Source organism: Nocardia noduli, assembly GCF_019038455.1.
In the GTDB taxonomy this organism is placed as follows: domain Bacteria; phylum Actinomycetota; class Actinomycetes; order Mycobacteriales; family Mycobacteriaceae; genus Nocardia; species Nocardia noduli.
Window position 1 is genome coordinate 15,634 of the sequence record NZ_JAFMPL010000060.1, and the last position, 14,629, is coordinate 30,262.

Consider the following 14,629-nt stretch of genomic DNA (forward strand, 5'->3'; position numbering starts at 1 on the left):
TGGACCGGATACCGCCGTTCGGACGGAGCCGCGATCAGAAGTTGATCATGTGCCCGGCGAGGCCGTGGATCGCCTCCTGGAGGGCTTCGCTCAGCGTCGGGTGGGTGTGCACGTTGCGGGTCAGCTCGTTGACGGTGAGATCCCATTTCTGGGCCAGGGTCAGCTCGGGCAGCAGCTCGGAGACGTCCGGGCCGATGAGGTGCCCGCCGAGCAGTTCGCCGTACTTGTTGTCGGAGATCAGCTTGACGAAACCGGTCGGGTCGCCGAGGCCGTGCGCCTTGCCGTTGGCGGTGAACGGGAACGTCGCGACGTTCACGTCGTAGCCCTCGTCGCGGGCCTGCGCTTCGGTGAGCCCGAAGCTGGCGACCTGCGGCTGACAGAACGTGGCGCGCGGCATCATCCGGTAGTCGCCGAGGGTGACGGTGGGAGCGCCCGCGATGGTTTCGGCGGCGACGACACCCTGGGCCTCCGCGACGTGCGCGAGCTGGAGTTTCGCGGTGACGTCACCGATCGCGTAGATATTGCCCACGTTGGTGCGCATATTGTCGTCGATCGCGATGGCGCCGCGGTCGGTCAGCGCGACGCCGGTGTTCTCCAGGCCGTAGCCCTCGACCCGCGGCGCGAAGCCGACGGCCTGCAACACCTTGTCGACGGTGACGGTCTCGACATTGCCGGACTTGTTGTCCTTGATCGCGACGGTGACCTTCGAGCCGTCGTCATCGATCGACTGCACGGCCGCACCGGTGGTGATGGTGACACCGAGCTTCTTGTACTGCTTGGTGATCTCCTTGGAGACATCGACGTCCTCGTTCGGCAGCGCCCGGTCGAGGAATTCCACGATGCGCACGTCGACGCCGTAGTTCTTCAGGACGTAGGCGAATTCCATGCCGATCGCGCCCGCGCCGACGATGAGGATCGAGCCGGGCAGGTCGCGGGTGAGGATCTGCTCCTCGTAGGTCACCACGTTGGCGCTGAGCGAGGTGCCGGGCAGCAGTTTGGTGACGGTGCCGGTCGCGATGATCACGTTGTCGAACGTGAGGGTCTCGGTGCCGCCCTTGCTGAGCTCGACCGAGATCGTGTTCGCGTCGGTGAAGGTGCCCTTCCCGTCGAACTCCTCGATCTTGTTCTTCTTCATCAGGAAGTGGACGCCCTTGACGCGGCCGTCCGCGACCTTGCGGCTGCGGTCGAACGCGACGCCGAAGTCGAAACTCGCCTCACCGGAGATACCGAAGGTCTTGGCCTCCTTGGTGAAGATATGGGCCAGCTCGGCGTTGCGGAGCAGCGCCTTCGACGGGATGCAGCCCACGTTCAGGCACACACCGCCCCAGTATTTCTGCTCGACAATCGCTGTTCGCAGGCCGAGTTGAGCGGCGCGGATCGCAGCGACGTAACCGCCGGGACCAGCACCGAGAACGACGACATCGTAGTGGGAAGTCACGACAACGAGCCTAACTCCGCCACGTGAACTTCACCGAGCGTGCCCCCGCAATGGTGAGCACGCGCGGCGCGTACCGCTCAGTCGCGCCACACCCGCGCGGCCGCCCGGGAGAAATTCCCGCCGAAGACCTTCGCCCGGTCGGCCGCGTCGAATCCGCGTTCGGCCAGCAGTTCGTCCAGGCCGGGCACGCCGCCGGTGCCGAGCAGATCCTCCGGCGGCACCCATTGCAGCGGGCCGAACCGGGTGTAGTCCTCGGAGAAATTCTGCGGGTTCGCCCTGATCTCGGCATTGAAATCGTCGGCGTCGAACGAGTAGTCCGACCCGACCCCGATATGGTCGATTCCCACCAGGTCCGCGCCGTATTCGATATGCCGGGCCATCGCCGCGACCCGGGCCGCCCGGTCGGATTCGGCGTTGTGGCCGAGAAATATCCCGACGCCGTTGATCCCGATCACACCGCCGGTCCGCGCGCAGGCCAGCGCCTGTTCGTCGGTGATATTGCGGGGATGCGGCCACAACGCGGCGAAATTCGAATGGCTGTAGATCATCGGCACGGTGGTGAGTTCGGCCATATCCAGGCCGCTGTGCCGCGAACAGTGCGATCCGTCGACGAACATGCCGATGTCGTTGAGGGTGCGGACCAGGTCGCGGCCGTAGCCGGTCAGCCCGGTGTCGTCGGTGTCGAGGCAGCCGCATCCCGCCGCGTTGGCGTGGTTGTAGGTGGCGGCGAGCGAGCGCACGCCGAGTTCGTAGAACATCGCCACATTGTCGAGATTTCCGCCCAGCGGCCCGGAATCCTCCAGGTCGAATGCCAGCGCCAACGCACCGGTGGATTCGGCGATATCGGAATGGCGGCGCACCAGCCGGAAACGGTCGTCGACGAGCGCTTCCGCGCGGAAAAGGCGCACCATCGACAACGCGTCGGCGGTCGTTTGCGGGGCGTATCCCACATTCACCGACAGATACGAACCCGCCGGATAACGCGCGAGATCGGCGATCCGTGCCGAGAGCGACATCGGCAGGCAGCAATGCTGTTCCCACAGGAATGCAGGCACGGTCGGCTCCTGTTCGATCGGATCGGAAATCCGATCCTACGGAGCACCGGCACCGCGTTCCTGTCGACTCTCGGCCAGAATGTCGACATGACAGAGCCGAATGCGACCGACCCGTACCTCTGGCTGGAACAGGTGACCGACGAGCGCGCCCTCGACTGGGCACGCGCGCACAACGAGGTGGTGGTGACGCAGTTCGCCGGATCGGACCGGTTCAGCGATCTGGAACGCCGGATCCTCGACATGCTCGACACCGATACCAAGATCGCGTACCCGGCCCGGCGCGGCCGCTGGCTCTACAACTTCTGGCGCGACGCCGACCATCCGCGCGGTCTGTGGCGGCGCACCTCCTTCGAGGAGTACGCGAAGCAGTCACCTCGGTGGGATGTCCTCATCGACGTGGACGCGCTCGCGGAGGCCGAGTCGGAGAATTGGGTGTGGGGCGGCGCGGCGGTGCTGCGGCCCGAGCAGTCGCGCGCACTCATCAGCCTGTCGCGGGGCGGGGCCGACGCCAAGGTGGTCCGGGAATTCGATATGGAACGGCTCGCGTTCATCGACAAGGCCGACGGCGGTTTCGAACTACCGGAGGCCAAATCGGAACTGCGCTGGATCGATATCGATTCGGTGTATGTCGGCACCGATTTCGGACCGGGATCGTTGACCGACTCCGGGTACCCCAGGATCGCGAAGCGCTGGCGTCGCGGCACCGAATTGGATTCGGCGGAAACGATTTTCGAGGGCGATCCGGGTGACGTCGCGGTGTCGGCCGGATACGACAGGACCCCGGGTTACGAGCGGCACTACGTCGGGCGCGCCACCGATTTCTTCAACGAGGAGGTCTACCTCGTCGAGGAGGACGGCACGTTGCGCCTGCTCGACATCCCGACCGACGCGAGCGAATCCTGGTACAAGGACTGGCTGCTGATCCGGTTGAAATCGCCGTGGGAGATCGCCGACCGGACATATCCAGCGGGCGCGCTGCTCGCCACGGATTTCGAGCGATTCCTTTCCGGTGAAAGGGATTTCGATATCGTCTTCACCCCGGACGCGCATACCTCACTGCACGGCTACGGCTGGACCGAGAATCATCTGATGCTCATCACCCTCGAGGATGTGCAGACCAAACTCTATGTGGTCACCCCTTCCGCCGACGGGTGGCTGCGCGAGCCGCTGGCCGACACCCCGCCGATGGCGACAACCAGCGTGATGAACCTCGACCCGCTGGAGAGCGGCGACGAATTCATGCTCACCACCAGCGGATTCACCAATCCGGCGACCCTGCTCTCCAGTGCCGTCGGTGGCGACACCCGGCTGCTCAAACAAGAACCAGGTTTCTTCGACGCGTCCGGGATCGAGACCGAGCAGTTCTTCGCCCGCTCGGACGACGGAACGATGGTGCCGTACTTCGTGATCCGGCACCGGCATCTGCGCGGCACGCCGGGCCCGACGATCATGTCCGGCTACGGCGGCTTCGAAGTCTCGCGCACGCCCGCCTACAGCGGCGCGTCGGGTATGGGCTGGCTCGAACGCGGCGGCACCTGGGTGACGACCAATATCCGCGGTGGCGGCGAATACGGCCCGCAGTGGCACACCTCCGTGCAGAAGGCCGACCGGCACAAGGTGTACGAGGATTTCTCCTCGATCGCCGCGGATCTGGTCACCCGAGGTATCACCACCCCCGAGCAACTCGGCGCGGTCGGCGGCAGTAACGGCGGACTGCTCATGGGTGTCATGCTGACCCGCTATCCACACCTTTTCGGCGCGATCGTCTGCCAGGTGCCGCTGTTGGACATGAAGCGCTACCACCTGCTGCTCGCGGGGGCGTCGTGGGTGGCCGAATACGGCGATCCCGACAAGCCGGAGGAATGGAAGTACATCGCCGAATACTCGCCGTACCAGAACGTTCGCGGCGACGCGAAGTACCCGCCGATCCTGATCACCACCTCCACCCGCGACGATCGCGTGCATCCCGGCCATGCCCGCAAGATGACCGCGCTGCTGGAGGAACTGGGTCATACCGTCTGGTACCACGAGAATATCGAGGGCGGCCACGGCGGCGCGGCGGACAACAAGCAGTCCGCTTTCCAGGCGGGCCTGATCTACGAATTCTTCACCCAGCAACTGAACGAACGCGACTGAACGGGCTGCGCGGCCGCCGCGCTCAGCGGTCGCGCAACCATTTCTCGATCCGGTCGACGGTGGAATCCGGGTCGGGTATCCAGCCGTTGTGGCCGAGCCGCTGCGGCTGGTGCCAGGTGCTGATCTCCGCGTTCGGCAGTTTCGCCAGCAGGTGTTCGGCCGAGCGCGGCGGTGTCAGTTCGTCACCGGTCATGGTGATGGACAGGACGGGCAGTTTCAGGCGCGCGATTCGCTCCTCGTAGTCCATATCCGCGCCGACCGGGACGAAGCGGCCGGTGCGGGCCAGCCGCGCCCAATCCGAGATCAGCACCTTGGACTGGGGACCGAAGCCGCCCACCGTGATTCGGTCGCCCGGCCAGAAACCCGCGAGGTTGGCCGTCAGCGCGGCCGCCGTGGTGCCCACGAGCATGCCCGGCCCGAAGACACCGGGGTAGCCGCGGTAATACGGTGTCCCCGAGGCAATGAGCACGAGCCCGCCGAGTCTGCCTCGGATCCGCGAGGCGTACATGACGGCCAGTTGACCGCCCATGCTGTGTCCGAGCAGGTACGGGGTGCTCGACGGGAACCGGCCGCGCACCACCTCGAATATCGCCGGGAAATCGACCGAGACCAGTTCGTGGTACCCGTAGGCGCTGGACGGATTCGGCTTCGGCCTGCTGTCGCCGTTACCGCGCAATTCCCCGATCGCGACGTCGAAACCACGGTTGGCGAGATGACGGCCGAAGGTCTCGTAGTACGCGCCGGGAACACCGAGGCCGGGCACGACGACGACCACCGGCCGTGGCGCGTCCGGCGTCACCGGATGACGGTGCGCACCCCCGGCGGGCAGTAACCGCACCGGGATGGTGCTGCCGTCCGGCACCTGGATCGGAACAGTCTCCATGCGGCGCCACGCTACCGCGCGCCGATCCGATCAGGCGCCGACCGCACCCATGATCACCCGGCTGAGCACCGAGATCATCTCGTCCAACGGCGGGCGCGGATCCGAACCGCTCCACGAGTCGACGACGTAGTTGACCGCGCCGATCACCGCGAGCACCCGCATCTCGTAATCGCCGGTGGGGATCTCGCCGTGCATCGCCGCGTCCTCGGCGGCACTGGCCAGCAACGAACCCCAGACTCTTCGCAGTTCCAGCCGGAACTTCTCCACCTTGGGTCCGGCGCCGACCACTTCGACGAGGGCGACCCGCGCTTTACGCGGATCGGCTCCGATGGATGTGACATAGGCCCGCACCGCGGCGTCGATGAGTTCGAGCGACGTCGCGTCGGCCTTCTTCTCCAACGCGACGGTGACCGCCTCGCGCGATTCCTTGTCGATCTGTTCGTACAGTTCGAGTAGGAGTGATTCGCGCCCGGTGAACTCCTCGTAGAACTGGCGCGAGGAGAGCCCGGCGTCCTTACAGATGGCGCCCACCGAACTGTTGGCGTAGCCGTCGCGTGCGAAGACCGTGAGGCCCGATTCCAGAAAACGCGCACGCCGCTGACGTTGCCGGTCCTCTACGGGTTGCCCGGCATACATTCGTCCCGTATTCGCATCCTGTGACATTGAGGCAGACAATACCGAAGCGCGCGATGCCCTCGTCATGTATCGGCGCCTTCGCTTCGACGCCGAACCGCCGCAATGTTTGCCGAAAGTTGCCTATCGGATTGCCGATCAGACGCCGGTGAGGGAATCTGACCGAATCGGGACCGAAATATACTGATAAAAGTGGCCTTGCACTGCATCATCACCAGGATCGTTGCTGCGCCTATGGAATTCACCAACTGGTAGCCGAAATCGCACCATTGTCCACCCTACGGTGGTTGGGCGCGGAAAATTCGCAGGCGGACTCCGCCGGACGCGCCACCGCGTCCCGCCGCGCTGTCACCGCGGATGCGCGCGTCCCACTCGGCGCGACCGGTTCACGAGTACCGGCAGGTCACGTGGCGGGCAGCGCCTCGGCCGGGCCCGGGTCCGCCGCGGCCGAGCGCGCCAGGGCGAGCGTCGCCGCCACCATGGTCGCGAGCGCGATCACCAACGCGACGAGGTGGTCGCGATCGATATCCAGGTATTCGTCGAGCAGCAGTACCCCGAGGGTCGCCGCGAGCACCGGCTCGGCCACCGTCGCGGCGGGTAGCGAGGCCTGGAGGTCGCCCGCGTGATAGGCGTTCTGCTGCAAGGTGACAGCCGTCAGGCCCACCACCACCAGGACGTACGGAACCGGCGAGGTGAGCAGTTCGGCCGCGCCGTCACCGATCAGCGCCACCGTGCTCTTGGTCAGCACCGCCGCCACCGCGAACATCGTTCCCGAGGCCAACCCGAGCAACAGCGCCCTGCGGTGGCCGGAACCGCCGCGCGCCGCGAACAGACAGATCAGCAGCAGCGGTACCCCGATCGCCGCGGTGACCGCCCAATGCGACGGGGCGACATGCTGTTTGCCCTGCCTGGGATCGCCGACCACCACGAAGACCACGATCGAGAAGACGAGCGCCCCCGCCCATACCCACTCCGCGCGCCGCACCGAGCGCCCGGCGAACGCGGCGGCCAACGGCAGCGCGAACAGCAGCGAGGTCACCAGCAGCGATTGCACGAGCAGCACAGAACCGCGCCCGAGCGCCAGCGCCTGGAAGACGTACCCGCCCGCACCCACCGCCGTGCCCAGCCACCAGTTCGGCCGCCGCACCAGACTGCCGATCACCCCGAACCGACCCAACTGCCCCTCGGGCAGCCGCGCGGCCTCACGCTGCCGGGAAACCGCGCTCATCGCCACGCACAGCGCCGCTACCAGTGCGAAACCGATGGCGGGTAGATGCATCATGCAGGCAGGCTACCCAGTGGCGACCGCGTCGGCGGCCCGGTGACTCCGGACGGCCCGCGGTCGAGTCGCGCCACCGGTGGACCACCCCACCGCCGTTCGACACCGCGCCACCAGCCGGACATCACGCCCGCCGGACGAACACCACGCCACCGGTCGGGACCGTACCGCCGTTCGGACACCGTGCCACCGACCGACTACGGGCGCGTGCGGAACTCGTCGAACACCGGTGTCGGCACGGTGAGCTGGGCATGGACATCGCCACCGAAGCCGAGTTGTCCGACCGCGCCACCGTAGCTGCGCTGATAGCTGTGCCAGAGCACGACCACACCGACCACGCGGTTCGAGTCGGGCAGCGCCGGATCCGGGAACGGATTCGGCAGTTCGGCTCGATAGGCGGCGACGCCGTCGGTATCGGTGACGAAGGTGTTCGGCACGCCGAGCGGTCCGGGTCGGCTCGGCGCGTCCGGATCGCGGTCCCAGGCCCGCCACGCCATCACCGTGTACAGCGAATTCGGGATCAAACCGTCGAATTCGAAACGGAATTCGCCGCGCCGCTGGTCGTCGGACACCGAGACGTCGAGGCGGCCTCGGGCTGCGAGCCACGCGGCGAGCGTGATCGGCTCGGTGATCTTCCAGCCGTCCTGGGCGCGCAGATGCGGAACCGGGACGCTGTGCAGCGGATAGCTCGGCCGCGTCGGCGGGACGGGTGCGGCGTCGGGCGCGAGGACCACCGGATAGTTGTCGGCGGGCAGCGGAACCGGCAGGGTGTGCAGCACCAGCGCGCCGTCGTCGTCGGAAAGCCGCTCCGGCAGTTCACGCACCACCCGATACGGCGAGATCTCCCCGAATTCGGGAAGCGGGCTGTCGGCCCCGACGACGGCGCGCCCCCAGTCGCTGCGCACCGAACCGTCGGGCGCGGAGGCCGGTATCCAGCCGACGACGAGGAAATTGCCGTCCGTGTCGAAGACCGTGCTCGGCGGATACGGCAGCGCCTGCGTGGTCGGCGTGAGGTCGTACCGTTTCGTCACCATACGAAAACCACCCGCTCGACGTTGCGCACCCACGAACCCTTCCGTACCACCGACTCGAACCCCGCCGCGTCCACACCTGATCGGCCGCGTGGCCGAAAGTTATGTCGGCGCAGCGCGATAGGACAAGGGTTTCGACCAGCGTGGAGATAATCCTCGCGTCGAGGAGAAACGCGCAGGTCGTCCCCGAGCGACACCGCCGACAGGCCGAGACGACGGCTCCGGGTACGACGGGCCCGCTGACCGCAACGTCGCGCTGATCGGGCGCCACCACCGGCGAGTCGACAGTCGAGGACAGAGACACATCTCGCGTGGAGCCTTCCCATACCGGCACACCGGCGAGCGTCGGCGTCGGCGTCGGCGGGAGAATTTCACGGGCGATCGATCGCGGGAGCGTTGCCGCCTCCCGCTCCGTCGCGCCCCGTTCGTCCACGCGGCGACTCGCAGACGAATTTCACGCGCGCGCGATAACCGGCCTTTCGCCGGAATCACGGCGGTTCGCAACGTCGTCCGGACTCGCCTCAGAGCACGCGCACCGCACGGACCAGCGACAATACGTTACCCACCACGCCGAACCGGCCTCGGCGACGAACGTTCTCCCCCGCCGTCGTCGAATCGAGCGAAGTCCGCGCGGGAGGAAATCCGGGTGCTGCGGTAGCGACCAGCCGTCCGGTGGCATACGCTTCGCGCGGATTGAAAGCCGCCTTGTGGAGGGACTATTGGCCACTCCGAACTTGACGGAGCACGACGTGGGCGAGACCGGAGAACGACGCACGGTCCCGCCGACACAGCTGGTCCACCTGATGTCGGAATATTTGAGACTCGGTGCGCACCGTCAGACATTTCTGGCCGCGCCCGCCGCGAGCGATCCCGTGCTGCGCGGATTCGGCATCGTGGCAGGCGGATTCGGCGTGCTCGGCGTCATCTGCGTCACCGTCGGCGCGATCGCGGGCGGAATCGCCACCGCCTTGGTCGCGCTGATCCCCGGCGCGCTGGCACTGTGGCGCGGGAACCACAATCGCCGTAATCGGGCGGCCCGCCTGGACCTATTCGATTTCGGTATGACCGTTTATCGGACCGGCGAGCAGGTCCAGGGATTCCGGTGGGACAGTGCGGAAGTGCGTCAGAAGGTGATCACCTTCCAGAGCGGAACCCCGACGGAGTATTCGCTGGAGATGACCGGACCGGGCGGCGCGCGCACGGTCTTCGACGATGTCCTGTTCGCCGACGGACAGGAATGGGGCAGGACGATCCAGTCGGCCGTCACCGGCACCCAACTCCCCGCCTCGGTCACCGCCATCGACGCGGGCGAGACGGTCCACTTCGGCGATATCGCGCTGCACCTGGACGCCCTGAGCTTCCAGGGACAGACCTTCCCCTGGGAACAGATCCAGCTGATCGACGCGCGCAGCGGACTGGTCAGGATCAAGGTCGACGGTCGCTGGCATTCGCTGGTTCCGGTGGCGGCGATCCCGAATTTCTACATCTTCAACGAACTCGCGGAACGTCTGCGGGTCACGCCGTTCGACTGATCTCCTTCCCACCGCATCCGGCATCCGTCCGCGGGCACGGATGAGCACCTAATGTGTGGCGCATGCTGAAAGCGCTGCTCTACGGATCGGCGACGGCCGCCCCGCTCATCGTGGGAGCCGCCGTCGGATTGCGCTGGACACTGCCGAAACAGCTGCTCGCGACATTGATGGCATTCGGCGCGGGCACCATGATCGCCGCCGTCTCCTCGGAACTGTTCGAACCCGCGTTCCACCGCACCGGAGCACTCGTCGCCGGTCTGGCGCTGTTCCTCGGCGCGGGTGTCTACGTCGTCGCCAACCACCTCATCGAAACCCGACTCGGCCCCGCCGCCATCGGCTGGGCATTGATGCTCGGCACGATCCTGGACGGCATCCCCGAGAACACCGCGCTCGGCGTCTCCCTCAGCACCGGCGGCGGACTCGTGCTCGTGGTCGCCGTCGCGGTCGGCAATGTTCCCGAGGCCATCGGCGGGGCCGCCCTGATGCGCGACAACCACGGCTTGTCCCACCGCCGCTCCTTCGCACTCTGGGCCACGACCGGACTCATCCTGATATTCGTGACCGTCCTCGGGAACGCGCTGTCCGACAATCTCTCCGACACCCAGATCAGCACCGTTCAGGCCTTCGCCGGCGGCGCGACCATCGCCGTACTCGCCGACTCCCTCATGCCGGAGGCCTACCGCGAGGGCGGCTGGTGGGTCGGCATGGCCACCGCCGCCGGATTCCTCGTCGCCTTCGTCCTGCAGGGCTGAACCGACCGTTTCCCTCGAGCAGGAGGTACGCGATGCGCTACCCGCCGGAGATCACCCGACGGCTGCGAAGTACCCCGGAGCAGCTGCGAGCCGCCTGGGTCGACGGAAGTCCGCCGACGCCGCAACCCATCGTCCTCGCGCCCTACGACCCGCGCTGGCCGGAACTGTTCGACGAACAAGTCCAGACGATTCGCCGCGCACTGGCGGACCGAGTGGTCACCATCGAACACATCGGCAGCACCTCTGTTCCGGGCATCACCGCCAAACCGATCATCGATATCGACCTCACCGTGGCCGATTCCGGCGACGAATACGCCTACGTGCCCGACCTCGAACGGCCGGATACCGGCTCGTCCTGCGGAACCGCACTGGCACGGACACCGCATGCTCACCCGCGAGGTACCCGCCGTCAAGCTGCGCGTGTTCAGCCCGAACGCCGCGGAACACCTCCGTCACATGATCTTTCGTGACCGGCTTCTCGGAACCATCCGAGGATCGCGATCGGCACCAGACCGTCAAATAGGCCCTCGCCGCGAGTACGGCCGGATCGCCGGGTGATTACAACCTGTCGAAAAACACCGTCATCGACGAAATCTACGCCCGCGCATTCAGTCTGGACGAAGCGTGATCGTCGCTTCCGGACGCTGAACCGCCGCTGTCGAGAGCGTCACGTCGACCGTTCGCGAAACTCGGAACCTCGATCGACGCCGCCGCGAAACGGGCGTGTGTGTTGACGTTCGACCAGAGCATCTGCGTCGATGGTGGAGTTGATCAACGTCGACCGCCGGTACCGGGGTCGGATATAGTCGCCGAAACGATCGAGGCCTACATGAAGGTGGGGGTGGCCATGCGAGCGGTGACTGGCGCGACGCTATTGGCGGCGGTGCTGGCGGTGGCGGGGTGCGGGACGACGGGTGACGGTACGGCTGACCCTGTGAGCACGTCAGCGGCAGAGCATTCGATCGCCGAGGATGTACCCAGCGGGTTCAAACCTTGCACCGACATTCCCAAATCTGTGCTGGACTCCGAAGGGCTGCACCGGAACGACGGCCCCACCAGTAGAGACGAAACGACACGAGGCAAAATCAAATGGCGTGGCTGTGCGTGGGTAGTCTCCGACGGCTACACAGCTACCATCAGCGCCACGAACCTGACCCTGGCAATGGTGCGCGACAAGAATTTCCCAGGGGAACGTGAGATCAGCATCAACAATCGCTCCGTTCTGATCACCAATCAAGCCCAGGACCAGACCGACAAGACGACGTGCACCCTGAACGCTCAGATGCAGGGCGGCAGCCTCGAGTTCAAGATCGGCAACCCTCCGGCGACGTCGCCGAAGACGCGCCATTTGGACGCGTGCACGATCGGGCAAACCCTGGCAGGAAAAGTCGTGCCGTTGATTCCGGCTGGGGCGTGAGCGTTCGTCGCTCAACGAAAAATGGGGAGGGACTCAAATATGGCCGAGAAGCCGATGCAAGCCTTGATCGATACGGCCAAGTCAGGCCAGTTGTCGATGTCATTCAGCAATAACGTCTTTGTCAATGCTGACGAGTTCGTCTACATCGACCGGGACTGCCAGGCAATGAAAGACGAAATCAGGCAACTCCAGCGCATGGCCGAGGTCATCTCGGAGCGTGAGACTTGGGGTCTGGGCGAGGGCGCGGCATGGATCAGATCCGCCAAGATCCTGGTCGGCACATTCCGATCCAAAGCCAAAGGCTCCGCTGACGGTAACGACGTCCACGCCATCTTGCAGCAGCACTGGGAAATCATCGACAGTATCCAGCAACTGCATAAAGAGATCGCGCAGCGATATCAGCAGGCCGATACCGACTTCGCCGCCCGCTACAACGAGCTGATGGCCACCCTCCCGCAAGGTTTCCAGGGGCAGAAATGACCTTCGAATACGAGAAGTCGAAAATCGCCGCGCAAAGCGCCACGGACAACGCTTCGAGCCAATCCCACATCGTGCTCAAGAACACGTTCGATCCCTTGGTCACCGACCCCGCCGCCGAGTCGAAGGCGGACTACGCCAAGATCGCCGAGGGCTGGGAGTACAGCGTGCAGATCTTCGCCGCCCGCATCAAACGCTCCAGCGAATCGGCCTGGAATGGCACCGCAGCAGCCACGGCACGGCAAGCGATTTCCGATTACGCTACCGACGCGTTGAACCTCACGCCAGCGTTGAAGGAACTCAGTACCCGCGTCGATGAGGCGGTCACCGCAGTACTCAACACCAAAAAAAATCTCGAACCCTACTCCGACGATCCGCAGAGTTGGTGGAACCCAGGTGACTGGTTCGACGGCAACCCCGAAGCCGACGCCGAAGGCAAGGCCCGCGATGTCGTCCAACAGCAGTACATAGCCCCGATCGCCCGGGCCGATCAGAGCATTCCGGTACTGCCGACACCGAAGGATCCGACGAATCCGTCGGGCGATCAGAGCAAGAACGACCCCGGCAACACCCCCTCGTCGACCGGCAGCCCGACCACTGGCAGCCCCACGACCGGTACCCCGACCGGCACGACCCCCGCTGCCGCGAACCCGAATTCCAACGATCCGTCGACGAATCCGCAGTCCAGCGGTAACAGCCCGTCAACGGGCAGCCCGACGACCGGTACCCCGACGACGGGCACACCGACGGGAACGAACCCGGCCGGGACGAACCCGGCGGCCACCAACGTCCCCACCACCAACGTCCCGAAGACCAACAGCCCCACCGGTACCCCGAGAACGGGCACGCCGGGCTCGGGCAGCCCCGGTTCGGGCAGCCCGTCCGGCACCTCCCCCGGTGCGGGCAGATCGGTTACCGGTACCCCGACATCCAAGGGGACCAGCGGCGGAAGTGGTGGGAGCAGCGGCAAATCGACCGGCACCAGCAGCGGGCGCAACGGCACGCCGGGTATGGGCGGCATGGGTAACCGTGGTGGCAAAGGCGATGACGACGACGAGCACAAGATCCCGGACTATCTGATCCAGGACCGTGAGACCGAACTGCTCGGCGTGCAGCCGCGCGTGCTGCCGCCCGGCGGAGTCATCGGCGGATAGGCCCGTCTCCTCGGCGAACACACGCGATCAGACTCGACTGGAATGGATTACACCCGCATGGCCTGGACCTGGGATCCGGATACCTTCGGCGCCAATTGGTTCAACGAAGGAAATGACCGTATGCCCGCGCCGCTGCGTTATCGCAGCCGGTTTCCCACCATCGAGGAACTCGAGAACCACCGATGGGCGGTCCGCGCGAGCTACAGCGCGGACGAGCGCAGGCATATCGATCTGCTGATGCAAACGGTCGCCAAATGCGAGATGCGTGTCGAGATCATCGGCAGCACAGCCGATCACAAGGTCGGCGGCGGGGCCCAGCGACAATTCCGCGTCGTCGGCGCCCGCACGGCCGACTACGCCGCTGTCCTGCGCCAAGAGGCGATCCGCAACGAATACGGCGACATCACCGCCCAACTGCTACGGCCGGAACAACTTCCCGCCGCCCTCACCGGATCCCTGCCCGGCTGCGCTCCGGGAGCGCAGGGCCCCGAATCCTTCCATCACGACGACCTCAAACCCCCGCCGGGATATCTGCTCGACAATTCGCAGAGCAGTCCCCGCGAACGCTTCCGCCGCCGCACCGCACGTCCCACCGACGGCGGCGGTCAAGCTATTCTCCGACTCGGCGATTTCCACGCCAGACACAACCGCCACCAGGCCGCACAGTGGTACGACATCACCGGCGACGGACGCTACCTCGAACTCCGCACGCCGACCCACCTCGATCTCCGCCCCGCCACCGCGCAACTCTTCACCGATATCTTCGCCACCTGGATCGGTCAGGCCACCCAGCATCTGCGGGAGCAACCGGCGAACAACTACCGCTGAATTCGAGAGACCAC

Annotated in this window: 14 protein-coding genes; 8 read left to right on the forward strand and 6 right to left on the reverse strand. The window is 65.9% G+C overall.

The annotated features are described in order from the left end of the window. Positions 1–34: 34 nt before the first annotated feature. On the reverse strand, positions 35–1,438 hold the full coding sequence (gene lpdA / locus JZ792_RS26135; protein WP_216914393.1) for a dihydrolipoyl dehydrogenase: 1,404 nt from the start codon (positions 1,436–1,438) through the stop codon (positions 35–37). Positions 1,439–1,515: 77 nt separating this feature from the next. After that, the gene (locus tag JZ792_RS26140) at positions 1,516–2,493 is read right to left on the reverse strand and encodes a dipeptidase (protein WP_308165465.1); all 978 of its coding nucleotides are present in this window, start codon (positions 2,491–2,493) and stop codon (positions 1,516–1,518) included. An 87-nt stretch (positions 2,494–2,580) separates the two neighbouring features. Between JZ792_RS26140 and JZ792_RS26145 the strand changes: the two genes are divergently transcribed. Further along, positions 2,581–4,629: a prolyl oligopeptidase family serine peptidase gene (locus JZ792_RS26145; protein WP_216914395.1), complete on the forward strand. Its 2,049-nt coding sequence runs from the start codon at positions 2,581–2,583 to the stop codon at positions 4,627–4,629. A 22-nt stretch (positions 4,630–4,651) separates the two neighbouring features. Here the strand turns inward: JZ792_RS26145 and JZ792_RS26150 are convergent, their stop codons facing one another. From JZ792_RS26150 to JZ792_RS26165, 4 genes are all read right to left on the reverse strand, one after another. Beyond that, on the reverse strand, positions 4,652–5,512 hold the full coding sequence (locus JZ792_RS26150; protein WP_216914397.1) for an alpha/beta fold hydrolase: 861 nt from the start codon (positions 5,510–5,512) through the stop codon (positions 4,652–4,654). Positions 5,513–5,542: 30 nt separating this feature from the next. Further along, positions 5,543–6,175: a TetR/AcrR family transcriptional regulator gene (locus JZ792_RS26155; protein WP_232840166.1), complete on the reverse strand. Its 633-nt coding sequence runs from the start codon at positions 6,173–6,175 to the stop codon at positions 5,543–5,545. 373 nt (positions 6,176–6,548) lie between these two features. Then, on the reverse strand, positions 6,549–7,427 hold the full coding sequence (locus tag JZ792_RS26160) for a DMT family transporter (protein ID WP_216914399.1): 879 nt from the start codon (positions 7,425–7,427) through the stop codon (positions 6,549–6,551). 194 nt (positions 7,428–7,621) lie between these two features. After that, the gene (locus JZ792_RS26165) at positions 7,622–8,458 is read right to left on the reverse strand and encodes a hypothetical protein (RefSeq protein ID WP_216914401.1); all 837 of its coding nucleotides are present in this window, start codon (positions 8,456–8,458) and stop codon (positions 7,622–7,624) included. A 746-nt stretch (positions 8,459–9,204) separates the two neighbouring features. On the opposite strand from JZ792_RS26165, the gene JZ792_RS26170 reads away from it, so the two are divergent. The 7 genes from JZ792_RS26170 (at position 9,205) to JZ792_RS26200 (ending at position 14,615) form a co-directional block, all read left to right on the forward strand. Continuing rightward, positions 9,205–9,987 (forward strand): DUF6585 family protein, encoded by a 783-nt coding sequence (locus tag JZ792_RS26170; protein WP_308165466.1) that lies wholly within the window; start codon positions 9,205–9,207, stop codon positions 9,985–9,987. A 62-nt stretch (positions 9,988–10,049) separates the two neighbouring features. Further along, entirely contained in the window at positions 10,050–10,739 is a 690-nt protein-coding gene (locus JZ792_RS26175; protein ID WP_216914405.1) for a ZIP family metal transporter, read from the forward strand. Positions 10,740–10,771: 32 nt separating this feature from the next. After that, on the forward strand, positions 10,772–11,209 hold the full coding sequence (locus tag JZ792_RS26180; RefSeq protein ID WP_216914407.1) for a GrpB family protein: 438 nt from the start codon (positions 10,772–10,774) through the stop codon (positions 11,207–11,209). Positions 11,210–11,469: 260 nt separating this feature from the next. After that, positions 11,470–12,156: a DUF3558 domain-containing protein gene (locus tag JZ792_RS26185; protein WP_254190374.1), complete on the forward strand. Its 687-nt coding sequence runs from the start codon at positions 11,470–11,472 to the stop codon at positions 12,154–12,156. A gap of 39 nt (positions 12,157–12,195) precedes the next feature. After that, entirely contained in the window at positions 12,196–12,636 is a 441-nt protein-coding gene (locus JZ792_RS26190; RefSeq protein ID WP_216914409.1) for a hypothetical protein, read from the forward strand. Then, the gene (locus JZ792_RS26195; protein WP_216914411.1) at positions 12,633–13,787 is read left to right on the forward strand and encodes a hypothetical protein; all 1,155 of its coding nucleotides are present in this window, start codon (positions 12,633–12,635) and stop codon (positions 13,785–13,787) included. Before JZ792_RS26190 ends, JZ792_RS26195 begins: the two co-directional genes overlap by 4 nt. Before the next feature lie 42 nt (positions 13,788–13,829). Beyond that, complete coding sequence (locus JZ792_RS26200; RefSeq protein WP_216914413.1) at positions 13,830–14,615, forward strand: ESX secretion-associated protein EspG; 786 nt, start codon at positions 13,830–13,832, stop codon at positions 14,613–14,615. The last annotated feature ends 14 nt before the right edge of the window (positions 14,616–14,629 follow it).